The sequence below is a fragment of the Streptomyces cinnamoneus genome, assembly GCF_014650495.1.
In the GTDB taxonomy this organism is placed as follows: domain Bacteria; phylum Actinomycetota; class Actinomycetes; order Streptomycetales; family Streptomycetaceae; genus Streptomyces; species Streptomyces cinnamoneus.
This window is the reverse complement of sequence record NZ_BMVB01000016.1, coordinates 74,467-90,922: the sequence shown is the minus strand read 5'-3', so window position 1 is coordinate 90,922 and position 16,456 is coordinate 74,467. Positions and strand designations below refer to the sequence as shown.

General features: G+C 69.5%; 20 protein-coding genes. 18 read left to right on the top strand and 2 right to left on the bottom strand.

Annotated features, from left to right (window positions below; all coding sequences use genetic code 11):
• Position 1: 1 nt before the first annotated feature.
• The 14 genes from rplR to truA all read left to right on the top strand — a co-directional run bounded on the left by rplR (position 2) and on the right by truA (position 9,089).
• Positions 2–385, top strand: a complete 384-nt coding sequence (rplR, locus tag IE182_RS21815) for a 50S ribosomal protein L18 (RefSeq protein WP_179081375.1) — start codon at positions 2–4, stop codon at positions 383–385.
• 46 nt (positions 386–431) lie between these two features.
• Complete coding sequence (gene rpsE / locus IE182_RS21810) at positions 432–1,034, top strand: 30S ribosomal protein S5 (protein WP_190111585.1); 603 nt, start codon at positions 432–434, stop codon at positions 1,032–1,034.
• Positions 1,034–1,216, top strand: coding sequence for a 50S ribosomal protein L30 (gene rpmD / locus IE182_RS21805; protein ID WP_018558884.1), 183 nt, complete (start codon positions 1,034–1,036; stop codon positions 1,214–1,216). The genes rpsE and rpmD overlap by 1 nt, the downstream gene beginning before the upstream one ends.
• A 1-nt stretch (position 1,217) precedes the next feature.
• On the top strand, positions 1,218–1,673 hold the full coding sequence (rplO, locus tag IE182_RS21800) for a 50S ribosomal protein L15 (RefSeq protein ID WP_189454756.1): 456 nt from the start codon (positions 1,218–1,220) through the stop codon (positions 1,671–1,673).
• Between the two features lie 203 nt (positions 1,674–1,876).
• Positions 1,877–3,190 (top strand): preprotein translocase subunit SecY, encoded by a 1,314-nt coding sequence (secY, locus tag IE182_RS21795; RefSeq protein WP_190111584.1) that lies wholly within the window; start codon positions 1,877–1,879, stop codon positions 3,188–3,190.
• Positions 3,190–3,843, top strand: a complete 654-nt coding sequence (locus IE182_RS21790) for an adenylate kinase (RefSeq protein WP_190111583.1) — start codon at positions 3,190–3,192, stop codon at positions 3,841–3,843. The genes secY and IE182_RS21790 overlap by 1 nt, the downstream gene beginning before the upstream one ends.
• A 103-nt stretch (positions 3,844–3,946) precedes the next feature.
• Positions 3,947–4,783, top strand: coding sequence for a type I methionyl aminopeptidase (gene map, locus IE182_RS21785; protein ID WP_190111582.1), 837 nt, complete (start codon positions 3,947–3,949; stop codon positions 4,781–4,783).
• 140 nt (positions 4,784–4,923) lie between these two features.
• Complete coding sequence (infA, locus tag IE182_RS21780) at positions 4,924–5,145, top strand: translation initiation factor IF-1 (RefSeq protein WP_003956442.1); 222 nt, start codon at positions 4,924–4,926, stop codon at positions 5,143–5,145.
• A gap of 59 nt (positions 5,146–5,204) precedes the next feature.
• Positions 5,205–5,318 carry a 50S ribosomal protein L36 gene (rpmJ, locus tag IE182_RS21775; RefSeq protein WP_003956441.1) on the top strand — a complete coding sequence of 38 codons (114 nt, stop codon included), beginning with the start codon at positions 5,205–5,207 and terminating at the stop codon, positions 5,316–5,318.
• A gap of 192 nt (positions 5,319–5,510) precedes the next feature.
• Positions 5,511–5,891, top strand: a complete 381-nt coding sequence (gene rpsM / locus IE182_RS21770) for a 30S ribosomal protein S13 (protein WP_030368393.1) — start codon at positions 5,511–5,513, stop codon at positions 5,889–5,891.
• Positions 5,892–5,959: 68 nt separating this feature from the next.
• On the top strand, positions 5,960–6,364 hold the full coding sequence (rpsK, locus tag IE182_RS21765; RefSeq protein WP_003948617.1) for a 30S ribosomal protein S11: 405 nt from the start codon (positions 5,960–5,962) through the stop codon (positions 6,362–6,364).
• Positions 6,365–6,499: 135 nt separating this feature from the next.
• Positions 6,500–7,522: a DNA-directed RNA polymerase subunit alpha gene (locus tag IE182_RS21760; protein WP_004946635.1), complete on the top strand. Its 1,023-nt coding sequence runs from the start codon at positions 6,500–6,502 to the stop codon at positions 7,520–7,522.
• 170 nt (positions 7,523–7,692) lie between these two features.
• Positions 7,693–8,157 carry a 50S ribosomal protein L17 gene (gene rplQ / locus IE182_RS21755; protein WP_030368392.1) on the top strand — a complete coding sequence of 155 codons (465 nt, stop codon included), beginning with the start codon at positions 7,693–7,695 and terminating at the stop codon, positions 8,155–8,157.
• Positions 8,158–8,234: 77 nt separating this feature from the next.
• The gene (gene truA, locus IE182_RS21750; RefSeq protein WP_190111581.1) at positions 8,235–9,089 is read left to right on the top strand and encodes a tRNA pseudouridine(38-40) synthase TruA; all 855 of its coding nucleotides are present in this window, start codon (positions 8,235–8,237) and stop codon (positions 9,087–9,089) included.
• Between the two features lie 91 nt (positions 9,090–9,180).
• On the opposite strand, the gene IE182_RS21745 is transcribed toward truA, so the two are convergent.
• Entirely contained in the window at positions 9,181–11,331 is a 2,151-nt protein-coding gene (locus IE182_RS21745) for a glycosyltransferase (RefSeq protein ID WP_190111580.1), read from the bottom strand.
• Positions 11,332–11,560: 229 nt separating this feature from the next.
• Here IE182_RS21745 and IE182_RS21740 point away from each other — a divergent pair, with 229 nt between their 5' ends.
• On the top strand, positions 11,561–12,406 hold the full coding sequence (locus IE182_RS21740; protein ID WP_190111579.1) for a hypothetical protein: 846 nt from the start codon (positions 11,561–11,563) through the stop codon (positions 12,404–12,406).
• 37 nt (positions 12,407–12,443) lie between these two features.
• Here the strand turns inward: IE182_RS21740 and IE182_RS21735 are convergent, their stop codons facing one another.
• Positions 12,444–13,496: a hypothetical protein gene (locus IE182_RS21735; RefSeq protein WP_190111578.1), complete on the bottom strand. Its 1,053-nt coding sequence runs from the start codon at positions 13,494–13,496 to the stop codon at positions 12,444–12,446.
• Between the two features lie 55 nt (positions 13,497–13,551).
• On the opposite strand from IE182_RS21735, the gene IE182_RS21730 reads away from it, so the two are divergent.
• The 3 genes from IE182_RS21730 to rpsI all read left to right on the top strand — a co-directional run bounded on the left by IE182_RS21730 (position 13,552) and on the right by rpsI (position 16,416).
• Positions 13,552–15,171 carry an ABC-F family ATP-binding cassette domain-containing protein gene (locus IE182_RS21730; RefSeq protein ID WP_190111577.1) on the top strand — a complete coding sequence of 540 codons (1,620 nt, stop codon included), beginning with the start codon at positions 13,552–13,554 and terminating at the stop codon, positions 15,169–15,171.
• Positions 15,172–15,426: 255 nt separating this feature from the next.
• The gene (rplM, locus tag IE182_RS21725) at positions 15,427–15,873 is read left to right on the top strand and encodes a 50S ribosomal protein L13 (RefSeq protein WP_071964527.1); all 447 of its coding nucleotides are present in this window, start codon (positions 15,427–15,429) and stop codon (positions 15,871–15,873) included.
• Between the two features lie 39 nt (positions 15,874–15,912).
• Positions 15,913–16,416 carry a 30S ribosomal protein S9 gene (gene rpsI / locus IE182_RS21720; protein WP_190111576.1) on the top strand — a complete coding sequence of 168 codons (504 nt, stop codon included), beginning with the start codon at positions 15,913–15,915 and terminating at the stop codon, positions 16,414–16,416.
• Positions 16,417–16,456 lie beyond the last annotated feature (40 nt).

Genomic DNA, 16,456 nt, shown 5'->3' with positions numbered 1-16,456 from the left:
CATGGCATACGGTGTGAAGATCGCCAAGGGCGATGCTTACAAGCGCGCCGCCAAGCAGCGCCGCCACATCCGCATCCGCAAGAACATGTCGGGTACGGCCGAGCGCCCGCGTCTCGTCGTGACGCGCTCCAACCGCGGTATCACCGCTCAGGTCATCGACGACCTCAAGGGTCACACCCTGGCGTCGGCGTCGCACCTGGACGCGTCGATCCGTGGTGGCGAGGGCGACAAGAGCGCCCAGGCCAAGAAGGTCGGCGCCCTGGTGGCCGAGCGTGCCAAGGCCGCCGGTGTCGAGGCCGTCGTGTTCGACCGCGGTGGCAACCAGTACGCCGGGCGCATTGCCGCTCTGGCGGACGCCGCCCGCGAAGCCGGGCTGAAGTTCTAAGCCCCGGTTCCGGAGCTAGCGGACGTAACAGAGAGAGGTAAATCCAATGGCTGGACCCCAGCGCCGCGGAAGCGGTGCCGGTGGCGGCGAGCGGCGGGACCGGAAGGGTCGCGACGGTGGCGCTGCCGCCGAGAAGACCGCGTACGTTGAGCGCGTAGTCGCGATCAACCGCGTCGCCAAGGTTGTCAAGGGTGGTCGCCGCTTCAGCTTCACCGCGCTGGTCGTGGTGGGCGACGGTGACGGCACGGTCGGTGTCGGTTACGGCAAGGCCAAGGAAGTTCCGGCTGCCATCGCCAAGGGCGTGGAAGAGGCCAAGAAGAACTTCTTCAAGGTCCCCCGTATCCAGGGCACCATCCCCCACCCGATCCAGGGCGAGAAGGCGGCCGGTGTCGTCCTGCTCAAGCCCGCCACCCCCGGTACCGGTGTTATCGCCGGTGGCCCGGTGCGTGCGGTGCTCGAGTGCGCCGGCGTCCACGACATCCTGTCGAAGTCGCTCGGTTCGTCGAACCCGATCAACATCGTGCACGCCACGGTGGAGGCCCTCCAGGGACTGCAGCGTCCCGAGGAGATCGCCGCCCGTCGTGGTCTGCCGCTTGAGGACGTCGCTCCCGCCGCACTGCTGCGGGCGCGTGCAGGGGCGGGTGCGTAATGGCTCGCCTCAAGGTCACGCAGGTTAAGTCCTACATCGGCAGCAAGCAGAACCACCGCGACACCCTTCGTTCGCTCGGGCTCAAGCGCCTGAACGACGTGGTTGTCAAGGAGGACCGTCCCGAGATCCGCGGCATGGTGCACACCGTCCGCCACCTCGTGACGGTTGAGGAGGTCGACTGACATGGCGGAGCAGAACCCGCTGAAGGTCCACAACCTCCGTCCTGCCCCGGGCGCCAAGACCGCCAAGACCCGTGTCGGTCGTGGTGAGGCGTCCAAGGGTAAGACCGCAGGTCGTGGTACCAAGGGCACGAAGGCCCGTTACCAGGTTCCGGAGCGCTTCGAGGGTGGGCAGATGCCCCTCCACATGCGTCTCCCGAAGCTCAAGGGCTTCAAGAACCCTGCCCACAAGCAGTTCCAGGTCGTGAACCTGGACAAGCTGGCCGCGCTCTACCCGCAGGGTGGCGAGGTCACGGTGGCCGACCTGGTCGCCAAGGGCGCTGTTCGCAAGAACGAGCTCGTCAAGGTCCTTGGCCAGGGCGAGATCTCCGTGGCGCTGCAGGTGACGGTCGACGCCGTCTCCGCCTCCGCCCAGGAGAAGATTGCCGCCGCAGGCGGCACCGTCACCGAGCTCATCTGAGCTCGTTGATCTGACAACCGGGGATGTCCCAAAAGGGGCATCCCCGGTTGGTCGTTCCAAGGGGGGCACGGTCGCCGGTAAGGTGGCGTGCACTGCTAATCTCCGCGCGGCCTGTGTCCGTGCGGATTTTGACTGACTACGTATTCGTCGATCCTCAAGACCGTCACCTCTCACGTAGCCACGTGGGGGGCGCAGGAGGCACCGTGCTCACCGCGTTCGCCCGGGCGTTCAAGACGCCCGACCTGCGCAAGAAGCTGCTGTTCACGCTGGGCATCATGGTCCTCTTCCGGCTCGGGGCACACGTGCCCGTGCCCGGCGTCGACTACCGCAACGTCCAGACGTGCATGGACCAGGCCAAGAGCGGGATGGGCCTTTTCGGCCTCGTGAACATGTTCAGCGGTGGTGCGCTGCTGCAGATCACGATCTTCGCGCTGGGGATCATGCCGTACATCACGGCGAGCATCATCCTTCAGCTTCTCACCGTCGTCATTCCGAGACTCGAAGCCCTCAAGAAGGAGGGTCAGTCCGGTCAGACCAAGATCACCCAGTACACCCGCTACCTGACCGTCGCGCTCGCGGTGCTCCAGGGCACCGGCCTCGTGGCCACCGCACGCAGCGGTGCGCTCTTCGGCAACTGCACGGTCGGCAACCAGATCGTGCCCAACCAGTCGATCTTCACCACGGTCGTCATGGTCATCACGATGACCGCGGGCACGTCGATCATCATGTGGCTCGGTGAGCTGATCACCGACCGCGGCATCGGCAACGGCATGTCGATCCTGATGTTCACGTCCATCGCGGCCGGCTTCCCGAGCGCCCTGTGGGCGATCAAGATGCAGGGCAAGCTGATGGGCGGCTGGCTGGAGTTCAGCCTGGTGATCCTCTGCGGTCTGGCGATGGTCGCACTGGTCGTCTTCGTGGAGCAGGCCCAGCGCCGCATCCCGGTCCAGTACGCGAAGCGCATGATCGGCCGCCGTTCCTACGGCGGTACGTCCACCTACATCCCGCTGAAGGTGAACCAGGCCGGTGTGATCCCGGTCATCTTCGCCTCGTCGCTGCTCTACATCCCGGCGCTGCTCGTGCAGTTCACCGGCTCCAAGGCGGACTGGGCCAACTGGGTCCAGGCCAACCTGGTCAAGGGCGACCACCCGATCTACATGGTCACGTACTTCCTGCTGATCGTTTTCTTCGCCTTCTTCTACGTCGCCATCTCCTTCAACCCCGAAGAAGTTGCCGACAATATGAAGAAGTATGGTGGATTCATTCCGGGCATCCGGGCTGGTCGTCCCACCGCGGAGTACTTGAGCTACGTGCTGAACCGCATCACGTGGCCCGGCTCGCTCTATCTGGGGCTGATCGCCCTGGTGCCCACGGTGGCACTGGTCACACTCAACGCAAACCAGAACTTCCCGTTCGGGGGAACCAGCATCCTGATCATCGTGGGTGTCGGTCTGGAGACTGTGAAGCAGATCGAGAGCCAGCTTCAGCAGCGCAACTACGAAGGGTTCCTCCGCTGATGCGAATCGTCCTCGTCGGCCCGCCCGGCGCCGGCAAGGGTACGCAGGCCGCGTACCTCGCCAAGAACCTCGCGATCCCGCACATCTCGACGGGTGACCTCTTCCGGGCGAACATCAGCCAGGGCACGCCGCTCGGCCAGAAGGCCCAGGAGTACATGCGTGCCGGCCAGCTGGTGCCGGACGAGGTCACGATCGGGATGGCCCGGGACCGCATGGAGCAGCCGGACGCCGCCGACGGCTTCCTGCTCGACGGCTTCCCGCGCAACCTGGCCCAGGCCGAGGCGCTGGACGAGATCCTCACGGCGGACGGGCTGCGGCTCGACGCCGTCCTGGACCTGGAGGTCCCGGAGGACGAGGTCGTCAAGCGGATCGCCGGCCGCCGGATGTGCCGCAAGGACAGCAGCCACATCTTCCACGTGATCTACAACCCGCCGGCGACGGAGGGCATCTGCGACACGTGCGGTGGCGAGCTGTACCAGCGCGAGGACGACAGCGAGGAGACCGTCCGCAAGCGGCTGGAGGTCTACCACAGCGAGACCGAGCCGATCATCGACTACTACAAGGCCCAGGGCCTGGTGGTGACGATCTCGGCGCTCGGCAAGGTCGCCGAGGTGACCCAGAGGGCCATGGAGGCCCTCCCCGCGCGCGCCTGACGCACGCCGAACACGGCCGCGATGCCCCCACGGGCATCGCGGCCGTAGTGTTGTTCCCACGCGCCCGAGGGCGCGCCCACCGCAGAACCGAGGAAGGCAGTCCATGGTCGAGATCAAGACCCCCGAGCAGATCGCGAAGATGCGCGAGGCGGGACTGGTCGTCGCCGCCATCCACGCGGCCACCCGGGAGGCCGCCGTCCCCGGCGCCACGACCAAGGACCTGGACGAGGTCGCGCGGAAGGTGATCGCCGAGCACGGGGCGAAGTCGAACTTCCTCGGCTACGGCGGCTTCCCCGCCACGATCTGCACCTCGGTGAACGAGGTCGTCGTCCACGGCATCCCGGACGGGAAGACCGTCCTGAAGGACGGCGACATCATCTCCATCGACGCCGGCGCCATCGTGGACGGCTGGCACGGCGACGCGGCCTTCACGGCCTTCGTGGGCACCGGTCACGCTCCGGAGCTGATCGAGCTCTCCCGGGTGACCGAGGAGTCGATGTGGGCCGGCATCGCGGCCGTGAAGAACGGCAACCGCCTGGTGGACATCTCCAAGGCCATCGAGGGCTACATCCGCCGCCAGCCCCGCCCGGCCTCCGGGAAGTACGGGATCATCGAGGACTACGGCGGCCACGGCATCGGCTCCGAGATGCACATGGACCCGCACCTGCTGAACTACGTCTCCCGCAAGCGCGGCAAGGGTCCGAAGCTGGTCCCCGGCTTCTGCATCGCGATCGAGCCGATGGTGAGCCTGGGCACGGCGAAGACCCACGTCCTGGCGGACGACTGGACCGTCCTCACCGACGACAAGAGCTGGTCCTCGCACTGGGAGCACTCCGTCGCCGTGACGGAGCAGGGCCCCCTGGTCCTGACGGCGGTCGACGGCGGCCGCGCGAAGCTGGCGGAGTACGGCGTGACGGCGGCGCCGGATCCGCTGGCGTAAGGATCTCTGCGGCGGGGCAAGGACCCTGGATTAGGCTTTCCGGTTGCCCTGACGTAGACTGATGCGTCGGCTCTCGTGTATCCGCATGCCTGCGTGCATATGGGGGAGTCGATCAAGGTAGCCGATTCGAAAGGCGAAGCGTGGCCAAGAAGCAAGGTGCCATCGAGATTGAGGGCACCGTGATCGAGTCTCTGCCGAACGCCATGTTCAAGGTGGAGCTCCAGAACGGTCACAAGGTCCTCGCGCACATCAGCGGCAAGATGCGGATGCACTACATCCGCATCCTCCCGGATGACCGGGTCGTCGTGGAGCTGTCTCCGTACGACCTCACGCGTGGCCGGATCGTCTACCGCTACAAGTAGATCTTGTCGACGCCCCGCCGCGGCGGGGCGCCGGCACTGACCCGGAGAACCTCACACCCATGAAGGTCAAGCCGAGCGTCAAGAAGATCTGCGACAAGTGCAAGGTGATCCGCCGCCACGGCCGGGTCATGGTCATCTGCGACAACCTGCGCCACAAGCAGCGCCAGGGCTGACGCAGAACCTGCACTCCGCAGTTTCTTCGCGCGACGCATAGCAATACGTACATACGCAGGGCCCGTCCAGCCCAGGCTGGCGACACCTCCGGCGGGGGCCGGGGACCCGGACGTACCGCTCTTCCAGACGGAAGGGCCGGCGGTCGGGAGTGGCTCTGCGGAAGACCCCCGAGAATCAACTGGAGCCATTGAATGGCACGCGTTTCCGGTGTTGACATCCCGCGCGACAAGCGCGTGGAGGTTGCACTCACCTACGTCTTCGGTATCGGCCGCACCCAGTCGCAGGCGACTCTCGCCGCCACCGGTGTGAACCCGAACACCCGCGTTCGTGACCTTCCCGAAGAGGACCTGGTCAAGATCCGCGAGTACGTGGACGCCAACCTCAAGACCGAGGGTGACCTCCGTCGCGAGATCCAGGCCGACATCCGCCGCAAGGTCGAGATCGGCTGCTACCAGGGTCTGCGTCACCGTCGTGGCCTGCCCGTCCACGGTCAGCGCACCAGCACGAACGCCCGTACCCGCAAGGGCCCGCGTCGCGCCATCGCCGGCAAGAAGAAGCCGGGCAAGAAGTAGTCCGCAGCGGACGCTCACCAGCGGTCTTCGCTGTAGGACCGACCACCTCCCTCCATCAGGAGTAAGACATGCCCCCCAAGGGTCGTCAGGGCGCTGCCAAGAAGGTGCGCCGCAAGGAAAAGAAGAACGTCGCTCACGGCCACGCGCACATCAAGAGCACGTTCAACAACACCATCGTTTCGATCACCGACCCCACGGGCAACGTGATCTCCTGGGCCTCCGCCGGCCACGTCGGCTTCAAGGGCTCGCGCAAGTCCACCCCCTTCGCCGCGCAGATGGCTGCCGAGTCGGCCGCCCGCCGCGCGCAGGAGCACGGCATGCGCAAGGTTGACGTCTTCGTCAAGGGCCCGGGCTCCGGTCGCGAGACCGCCATCCGTTCGCTCCAGGCGACCGGTCTTGAGGTTGGCTCCATCCAGGACGTCACCCCCACCCCGCACAACGGCTGCCGTCCGCCGAAGCGCCGCCGCGTCTGACGCAGCAGGCCGTTTCGCACGGTTGTTCTGAGTGTCCGGGCGGTACGACTCCCTTCACGGGAGCCGTGCCGCCCGTACCCTTGCAGTAGCAGAGGACATCAAATAGTGGGTGTCCATGACTGAAGGATTCATCGCATGCTGATCGCTCAGCGCCCCTCGCTGACCGAAGAGGTCGTCGACGAGTTCCGCTCGCGGTTCGTGATCGAGCCGCTGGAGCCGGGCTTCGGCTACACCCTCGGCAACTCCCTGCGTCGTACGCTCCTCTCCTCGATCCCGGGTGCGGCGGTCACGTCCATCCGCATCGACGGTGTCCTGCACGAGTTCACCACCGTGCCGGGCGTCAAGGAGGACGTCACCGACCTCATCCTGAACATCAAGCAGCTGGTCGTCTCCTCGGAGCACGACGAGCCGGTCGTGATGTACCTGCGCAAGCAGGGTCCGGGTCTGGTCACCGCCGCCGACATCGCCCCGCCGGCCGGCGTCGAGGTGCACAACCCCGACCTGGTCCTGGCGACCCTGAACGCCAAGGGCAAGCTGGAGATGGAGCTGACCGTCGAGCGCGGTCGCGGCTACGTCTCCGCCGTCCAGAACAAGCAGGTGGGCCAGGAGATCGGCCGCATCCCGGTCGACTCCATCTACTCGCCGGTTCTCAAGGTCACCTACAAGGTCGAGGCGACCCGTGTCGAGCAGCGCACCGACTTCGACAAGCTGATCGTCGACGTCGAGACCAAGCAGGCCATGCGCCCGCGCGACGCCATGGCGTCCGCCGGTAAGACCCTGGTCGAGCTGTTCGGTCTGGCCCGCGAGCTCAACATCGACGCCGAGGGCATCGACATGGGCCCGTCCCCCACGGACGCCGCCCTGGCCGCCGACCTGGCGCTGCCGATCGAGGAGCTGGAGCTCACCGTTCGGTCGTACAACTGCCTCAAGCGCGAGGGCATCCACTCCGTGGGTGAGCTCGTCGCCCGCTCCGAGGCCGACCTGCTCGACATCCGCAACTTCGGTGCGAAGTCGATCGACGAGGTCAAGGCGAAGCTGGCCGGCATGGGCCTGGCCCTCAAGGACAGCCCGCCCGGATTCGACCCGACCGCTGCCGCGGACGCCTTTGGCGCCGACGACGACGCGGATGCGGGTTTCGTGGAGACCGAGCAGTACTGACGGTCTTCGGGTGCGGGTCGGCTTCGGCTGATCGCGCCCACGCGGCGGAGCCGCAAATCGAATACCTTCCCGCGCCCCTTCGGGGGCGCGGGTCTCCGACAGGCGACCGCCTGCTCGGATACTGACTCCGGTACCTGATACGGCCGGGGCAGACACCTAGGAGAAACACCATGCCGCGTCCCACCAAGGGTGCCCGTCTGGGCGGCGGTGCCGCGCACGAGAAGCTGATGCTGGCGAACCTCGCCAAGTCGCTCTTCGAGCACGGCCGCATCACGACGACCGAGGCCAAGGCCCGCCGCCTGCGTCCGGTCGCCGAGCGCCTGATCACCAAGGCGAAGAAGGGCGACATCCACAACCGTCGCCAGGTGCTGCAGACGATCACGGACAAGGGCATCGTGCACGTGCTCTTCACCGAGATCGCGCCGCGCTTCGCCGAGCGTCCGGGTGGCTACACCCGCATCACCAAGATCGGCAACCGTCGCGGCGACAACGCCCCGATGGCTGTGATCGAGCTGGTCGAGGGTGAGATCGCCAAGAAGGCGACCGTCGCCGAGGCCGAGGCCGCCACCAAGCGTGCGGTCAAGGAGTCCGAGGCCGCCGCCGAGGCTCCGGCCGAGGAGTCGAAGGACGCCTGACAACGCTGATGCGTGTCAGTGACGGGCCCGCCCCTTCCGGGGGCGGGCCCGTCCCGCATTTCTGAGAGGAACACTCGGTGAGTGACGAGGTGGCGCCCGGTTTCGTCCGGGTGCGGCTGGACCTGTCGTACGACGGCAAGGACTTCTCCGGCTGGGCCAAGCAGCGCGAGGGCCAGCGCACGGTCCAGGGCGAGATCGAAAGCGCGCTCCGGACCGTGACCCGGTCCCAGGAGACGTACGAGCTGACGGTCGCCGGCCGTACGGACGCCGGAGTCCACGCCCGCGGCCAGGTCGCCCATGTCGATCTTCCGGCTGAGGTGTGGGCCGAACACGAGGACAAGCTGCTGCGCCGTCTCGCCGGCCGGCTGTCGCACGACGTCCGCGTGTGGAAGGTCGCCGAGGCGCCGGCCGGTTTCAACGCGCGCTTCTCCGCGATCTGGCGGCGCTACGCGTACCGGGTCGTCGACCACGTCGGCGGGGTCGACCCGCTGTTGCGCGGTCATGTGCTGTGGCACGACTGGCCGTTGGACGTGGACGCGATGAACGCCGCCGCGCAGCGGCTGGTCGGCGAGCACGACTTCGCCGCGTACTGCAAGAAGCGCGAGGGCGCGACGACGATCCGTACGCTCCAGCAGCTGAGCTGGGAGCGGGACACCTCCGGCGTCATCACGGCGACGGTGCGCGCGGACGCCTTCTGCCACAACATGGTGCGTTCGCTGGTGGGCGCGATGCTGTTCGTCGGCGACGGGCACCGGCCGGTGGAGTGGCCGGGCCAGGTGCTGGCGGCCGGGGTGCGGGATTCGGCGGTGCACGTCGTGCGGCCGCACGGGCTGACGCTGGAGGAGGTCGGGTATCCGGCCGACTCGGAGCTGGCGGCGCGGAACCTGGCGGCCCGCAACAAGCGGACGCTGCCCGGCGCCGGGTGCTGCTAGGCCGGGTCCTGGGGGCGCGAGGTCCTCGAAGGGCGCCGGGCGGGCCGGAGTTACCGGCCCGCCCGGCGTCTTCTGTTTGTCCGGCGCAGCGTCAGCTGTCGGTGCCTGCCGCCAGGTTGACGGCGAGGTCGCTGTTGACCGTGAAGTACGGGCGGACGCCCGCCGTCGCCGGGTAGAGGTCGGTCTTGTTGCGGTCGACGATGTCGCCGGTCAGGCGGGCGATGCGAACGGGCTTGGCTCCGGCGGTCGTTCGCAGGGCCAGGTCCCACGTGACGGCCTCGTCGCCCTCGCGTGCCGCGCGCAGCCGCTCGTACGGGAGGGTGAAGCGGAAGGTGTCCGGGGTCGGCGTCTCGACGTCCACGGTGACCCCGGCGGCGTTGTCGCCGCGCGGCGTGCCGATGACGGCCGGTGTGTCGTCGGTCGTCAACTCCACGCCGTACAGGGTGCCTTCGACCGTGAGCGCGTCGTCCGCCGCCCGCACGGAGCGGGCTTCGGCGTGGGCCTCGCGGTGCCAGGCGCGCAGGGCGAGGTAGCCGTCGACGGTCGGGTAGGGCACCCACCAGGTGAACGGGGTGCCGGGCAGCGGTTCCAGGCCGAGCAGGCCGCGGCCTTCGGCGAGGTGGGCCACCACGCGGCGGCGGGCCTTGTCGTCGGCGCGGACCACGTGCAGGTCCCAGCGGCCTTCGCCCAGGCGCAGCGCCGTGCGGTCGAGTACGGCCGTGTAGGGGCCGCGTCCGTCGGCGGCGGGCTGCAGGGGGACCTCGACGGGCTTGCCCTCCTTGCGGCGGGTGACGGTGAGGGTCAGCTTGTCGCCGCTGGCGCCCTTGCGCTGGACCGAGACGAGGATGTTGCCGTCGGCGTCGACGCGGCACGAGGCGACCGGGCGCAGCGGCTTGGCGGCGGTGGCCTTCTGGGCCTTCTTCGGCTGTGCGGTGGCGGGGGCGGCGGCCGGCCGGCGGCGCAGCGGCCTGACCAGTTTGCCGACCGTGCGCCGCAGCCGCTTGGCGAGCGGCAGGGGCTTCGGGGCCGCGGCGGCGGGCTTCGGGGCGGGCCGGGCGGCGGGGGCGCTCGCGGCGTCCGCGTCCGGGGTCGCGGCGGTGCGCGGGCCGCCGAGGCTGTCGATCAGCTCCAGGTAGGCGTCGGCGATGCGTTCGGGTGCGTAGCGCTGGGCGGAGGTGCGGGCGGCGGCGCCCATGGCGCGGCGCAGCTCGTCGTCCTCGATGAGCTTGAGCAGGCCCTTGGCGATGGCGTCGCTGTCGCCGACGGGGACGAGCAGGCCGTCCTCGCCGTCGGTGATGATCTCGCCGGGGCCGTGCGGGCAGTCGGTGGCGACGACGGGGACGCCGCAGCCCATGGCCTCGACGATCGTCATGCCGAACGACTCCTCGCGGGAGGTCACGGCGGCGATGGAGCCCTTGGCCCATTCGGTCTCGATGGGGGAGTGGGCGCCCATGAGGGTGATGGCCTCGTTCAGGCCGAGCGTGTCGATCTGGGTGCGCAGCTTGGCCAGCTCGGGGCCGCGGCCGTAGATGCGCAGCTTCCAGTCGGGGCGGGTGGCCGCGACGGTCTCCCAGGCGCGTACGAGCAGGTCGTAGCGCTTGACGGGGATGAGGCGGCCGGCGGCGACGACCAGCTTGGCGCTGGAGTCGGAGGGCTCGACCTCGGACGGGGGGCAGCCGTTGGGCAGGCAGACGATCTTCGTCCGGATGCCGGGGAACTGCTCGCGGTGGGTGGCCGCGTCCGCCTCGGAGACGGTGGTGTGCGCGTCGAGGGCGGGGATGGCGGCGTCCTGGCAGGCGCGGATGGTCGGCTCGTGGGTGCCGTAGATCCGGTGTTCCTGGCCGATGCGCAGGTAGCGGTCCTGTCCGAACTCGGCGAGGTACATCACCAGGCCGGGACGGGTGGCGACGACGACGTCGGCGTCGGTCGTGGCCAGGTGCTCGGCGACGCGCTCGTCGGTGAGGGCGCTGAAGTGCGCGCCCTTGGCCTCGACCGGGGGGACGTGCTTGCTGTCCTGGGCGAGCAGCGGGTGGTCGCGGTCGGCGCCCTTCTCGGCGCGCCGGTCGATGAGGTTGACCAGCCGCACCTTGGGGTGAAGCGGGAGGCGGGGTTTGTCGCCGCTCCTGATCGTGGACACGATCTCCACGTCGTGCCGGGCGGCGAGGGCGCCGGCGACGTTGAACGTGGAGCGGATGGTGCCGCCGATGCCGTAGGCGTTCTGCAAAAGGAAAGAGATCTTCATGGCGTGTCTGCGCGACGCGCCGGGGGCGTCGCGCCGGTCCTTCCCCCTGGCGTGGGTGGTGTCCGGGTCTTCCCTTGCTGATCGGTCCGTCGGTTCCGGCGTGGTCCGAACCGCCGGTGGAGACCGTTGGGAGGGATTTCGGTTGCCTGCGCAGCCTACATTGTGGCTTGGGTCACGCCGCAAGAAGGTGTGGAGGAGACCGCTCGGTGGGCGCTGGGAGGCGGAACGCGTGAGGGCGAAGGTGGCGGTGGTGGTCTCGGCGGCCTTGGTGCTGGGCCTCGCGGCCGGCTGCGGCATCGGCCGGTCCGGCGGTGCGGGCGGCGCGGGCGGCGCGGGGGAGGCGGGCGGTGCCGCCGAGGACAAGGACGAGCACGAGGTGGTGCGGGTGCTCGGGCACGCCCAGCTGCGCCACGCGGAGCTGGGGCCGCGGGAGGTGCCGGGCTTCGTGGTGGAGCGGGCGTCGGCGAGCACGGCCGGGCACGGTCTGCCCAGCACCGACAGCCGGGCGTGCCGGCCGCTGGTGGTGGCGCTGGGTTCGCAGCCGCAGCCCGCGCCCGTGGCCTCGGTCGTCAACACCTTCGCCAAGGCCACCAGGGAGCAGGGCTTCCAGGGGCTGCTGGGCACGATCCGGGTCTCCACGTACGCGGGCGACGGGGCGCGGAGCACGTTGCGGGCGCTGCGGTCGGCGGCGGAGGACTGTGCGGGCGGTTTCGCGATGGAGACCGGTGAGGGCCAGCCGCAGCGGTTCGAGGCGGTACGGGCGCTGCCGGCGCCGCGCCTGGGCGACGAGGCGATGGCGTACCGCCTGGTCAATGCGGCGGAGCGGGCTCCGAGCCTGGTCACGGTCGTGCGGACGGGGGCCACGCTGGCGATGTTCTTCGCGACGCACCTGTCCGACCCAGGGGCCGTGGAGATCCCGCAGGCGCTGCTGGCGGCGCAGGTCGCGAAGGTGGAGGCGCTGCAGCGGGCGGAGCGGCCGCCCACGGCCCCGCCGCCGCACGCCGGCCCCGGGGCGGGGCCCGGTGAGGGCGGTGAGGCGGGGGACGGCGAGAACGACGGCGACGGTGCGGAGTAGGCCGTACGTCGTCGTAGACCGTACGTCGCCGCGGTGGTCAGTCCTTCTCGGACGGGGACGGGGAGGACTTGGCCGGGGGCTTGTCGGAGACCGTCTTGTCGGAGCCCTTGTCGGAGGGCTTGGCCGACGGCTTGGGCGAGACGGAGGCCGCGGCCAGTGCGTTGGCCCGGTACATGATCCGGCGGAAGGTGTAGCCGGCGACGTCCCGGCCGGCCTGCAGGGCCTTGGTGTCGTCGGAGGTGACGGCGCTGCCGTTGGTGTAGCCGGCGACGGTGAAGTAGGCGTAGCGGCCCTCGGCGTTCGCCGTGAGCCGGCAGGCGGTGGCGCGGCAGAAGGCGGGGCCGTCGTCCCCGGAGAGGGCGGTGATGTTGCCCGTGGCCTGCTCCTTCGCCTTGTCGGCGGCGGCCTTGTCGGCGAAGACGGCGACGCCGACGGTGACGGCGACGCCGTCCCGCTCGTAGGTGGAGCGCAGCACCTTCTGGCAGCCGTTGTCGGCGAGGACCTGGCCCAGGCCGCCCTGGGTGGCGGAGGCGCAGTCGGTGGTGGTGTCGGTGGCCACCCGCTTGTAGGTGCGCTTGTCGAGGACGGGCTTGGTGTGCGGGAAGAGCGTCTTGGTGGAGAGCGGCGCGGTGTCCTTCTCCTCGCTGGCGATGAACTCGCGCGGGTTGGGCGGGGCCACCTGCGAGAACGTCGGCTCGGGGGAGCCCGCGGAGGCGCTGGGCAGCTTCTCGGGGGAGGGCAGGGCCTTGTCGTCGTCCTTGCCGGACATCATCACGGCGGTGGCCACGATCGCGGCGATCGCGCCGGCGGCCAGGACGCCGCCGCCGGCCAGCAGCCAGGTGCGGCGGCGGCCGCGGGCGGCGGCCTCGTCGGCGAGCCGTCCCCAGTCGGGGGTGGCCGTCCGGCCGGGTATCTGCTGGTGCCAGGGGGCGCCCGGTGCCGCAGCCGGCGGTATCTGCGGAGGCGGCTGGGGCGCAGGAGGCTGTGGAGACCCCTGGGGTGCCTGGGGCGCATGAGGCGGCGGCCCCCACTGCGGCGTGGACGGCTGATCCCCCGGGGCCCCGTGCGGCCCTCCCTGCCCAAAGCTCATGGCGTGCATCGTAAACCGGTTGGGCGACTGCCCCGGGAGCGGAGAGAATCCCCGCATGGGACATGTGGAAGCGGCACATCTGGAGTACTACCTCCCGGACGGTAGGGCCTTGCTGGGCGATGTGTCGTTCCGCGTGGGCGAAGGGGCGGCGGTGGCCCTGGTGGGGGCCAACGGCGCGGGCAAGACCACGCTGCTGCGCCTGATCGCCGGGGAGCTCCAGCCGCACGGCGGCTCGGTCACGGTCACCGGCGGGCTCGGGGTGATGCCCCAGTTCGTGGGGTCCGTGCGGGACGACCGCACGGTCCGTGACCTGCTGCTCACGGTCGCCCAGCCGCGGATCCGGCAGGCGGCCGCGGCCGTCGACGCGGCCGAGCACGCGATCATGACGGTGGACGACGAGGCCGCGCAGATGGCCTACGCCCAGGCCCTGTCCGACTGGGCCGAGGCGCACGGCTACGAGGCCGAGACCATGTGGGACATCTGCACCATGGCGGCCCTCGGCGTGCCGTACGAGCAGGCCCAGTGGCGGCAGGTGCGCACCCTCTCCGGCGGCGAGCAGAAGCGCCTGGTGCTGGAGTCGCTGCTGCGCGGCACCGACGAGGTCCTCCTGCTGGACGAGCCGGACAACTACCTCGACGTCCCCGGCAAGCGCTGGCTGGAGGAGAGGCTGCGCGAGACGAAGAAGACGGTCCTCTTCGTCTCCCACGACCGCGAACTGTTGGCCCGCTCCGCTGAGAAGATCATCAGCGTCGAGCCGGGCCCGGCGGGCAGCGACGTCTGGGTGCACGGCGGCGGCTTCGGCACGTACCACGAGGCCCGCAAGGAGCGCTTCGCCCGCTTCGAGGAGCTGCGCCGCCGCTGGGACGAGAAGCACGCCCAGTTGAAGAAGCTGGTGGTCAACCTGCGGCAGGCCGCGGCGGTCAGCCACGAAATGGCCTCCCGCTACGCCGCCGCCCAGACCCGGCTGCGCAAGTTCGAGGAGGCGGGCCCGCCGCCGGAGCCGCCGCGCGAGCAGGACATCCGGATGCGGCTGCGCGGCGGACGCACCGGCGTGCGCGCGGTGACCTGCGCCGGCCTGGAGCTCACCGGCCTGATGAAGCCGTTCGACCTGGAGATCTTCTACGGCGAGCGGGTCGCGGTGCTGGGCTCCAACGGCTCCGGCAAGTCCCACTTCCTGCGGCTGCTCGCCGGCGAGGGCGTCACCCACACCGGGCAGTGGAAGCTGGGCGCCCGCGTCGTCCCCGGCCACTTCGCGCAGACGCACGCCCACCCCGAGCTGATGGGCCGCACGCTCGTGGACATCCTGTGGACCGAGCACGCCAAGGACCGCGGCGGCGCGATGTCCGTGCTGCGCCGGTACGAGCTGGAGAAGCAGGGTGACCAGCCCTTCGAGAAGCTCTCCGGCGGCCAGCAGGCCCGCTTCCAGATCCTCCTCCTGGAGCTGGCGGGGACCACGGCCCTGCTGCTGGACGAGCCGACGGACAACCTGGACCTGGAGAGCGCGGAGGCGTTGCAGGAGGGGCTGGAGGCGTACGAGGGGACGGTGCTGGCGGTGACGCACGACCGCTGGTTCGCCCGTTCCTTCGACCGTTTCCTGGTCTTCGGCGCGGACGGCAAGGTCCGCGAGGTCCCGGAGCCGGTGTGGGACGAGGGGCGCGTGGCGCGGGCCCGGTAGCAGGGTGTGGCGGCCGGTGGGATCATGACCGGTGGGACCATGTTTTGACCCGGCAGGTGGGCTCCCGGTACTCTACGAGTTCGTTATGCGTATTGGCTTGGTCGTTCTCACGCGAGGGGCCCTTACGCTTGTCCGCCAGGATGGTCGTCGGCGGTCGGCACGCGGGTTGCGTCCCCGTTGTGCGGCCGGTTCCGTGTGATCGTCCAGTGCGGACCGTGTCAGGACCCACTCACTGAAGAAGCGAAGGCTACGACCGTGCGTACGTACAGCCCCAAGCCCGGCGATGTCACGCGCCAGTGGCACATCATCGACGCGCAGGACGTCGTCCTGGGCCGTCTGGCCTCTCAGGCTGCCTCCCTGCTGCGCGGCAAGCACAAGCCCGTGTACGCCCCGCACATGGACATGGGTGACTTCGTCGTCATCATCAACGCCGACAAGGTGCACCTGTCCGGTAACAAGAAGACCCAGAAGATGGCCTACCGCCACTCTGGCTTCCCGGGCGGTCTGCGCTCTGTCCGTTACGACGAGCTGCTCGACAAGAACCCCGAGAAGGCCGTCGAGAAGGCGATCAAGGGCATGCTGCCCAAGAACTCCCTCGGCCGTCAGATGCTCTCGAAGCTGAAGGTCTACTCGGGCGACCAGCACCCGCACGCTGCCCAGCAGCCCGTGCCGTTCGAGATCACCCAGGTCAAGCAGGGCTAAGTCCCGGCCACCGCCGAACCAGAAAGTCTGAGGAGAATCGTGGCTGAGACCACCGCCGAGATGCCGGTCGAGGGCGTCGAGGAGTACACCAGCGAGACCGAGGTCGTGGAGTCGGAGTACACCTCCGAGTCCCTCGCGTCCCGCTTCGGCGACCCGCAGCCGGCCGCCGGCCTGGGCCGTCGCAAGAACGCCATTGCCCGCGTCCGGATCGTTCCGGGCTCCGGCAAGTGGAAGATCAACGGTCGCACCCTTGAGGACTACTTCCCCAACAAGGTGCACCAGCAGGAAGTCAACGAGCCCTTCAAGGTGCTTGAGCTCGACGACCGCTACGACGTCATCGCCCGCATCTCGGGTGGCGGCGTTTCCGGCCAGGCCGGCGCCCTGCGCCTCGGTGTGGCCCGCGCGCTGAACGAGGCGGACGTGGACAACAACCGCGGCCCGCTGAAGAAGGCCGGCTTCCTGAGCCGCGACGACCGTGCGGTCGAGCGCAAGAAGGCCGGTCTGAAGAAGGCCCGCAAGGCTCCGCAGTACAGCAAGCGCTAATCCCGCGGCTTCGCTGCACTGCCCGAACGCCCCGGTCGGC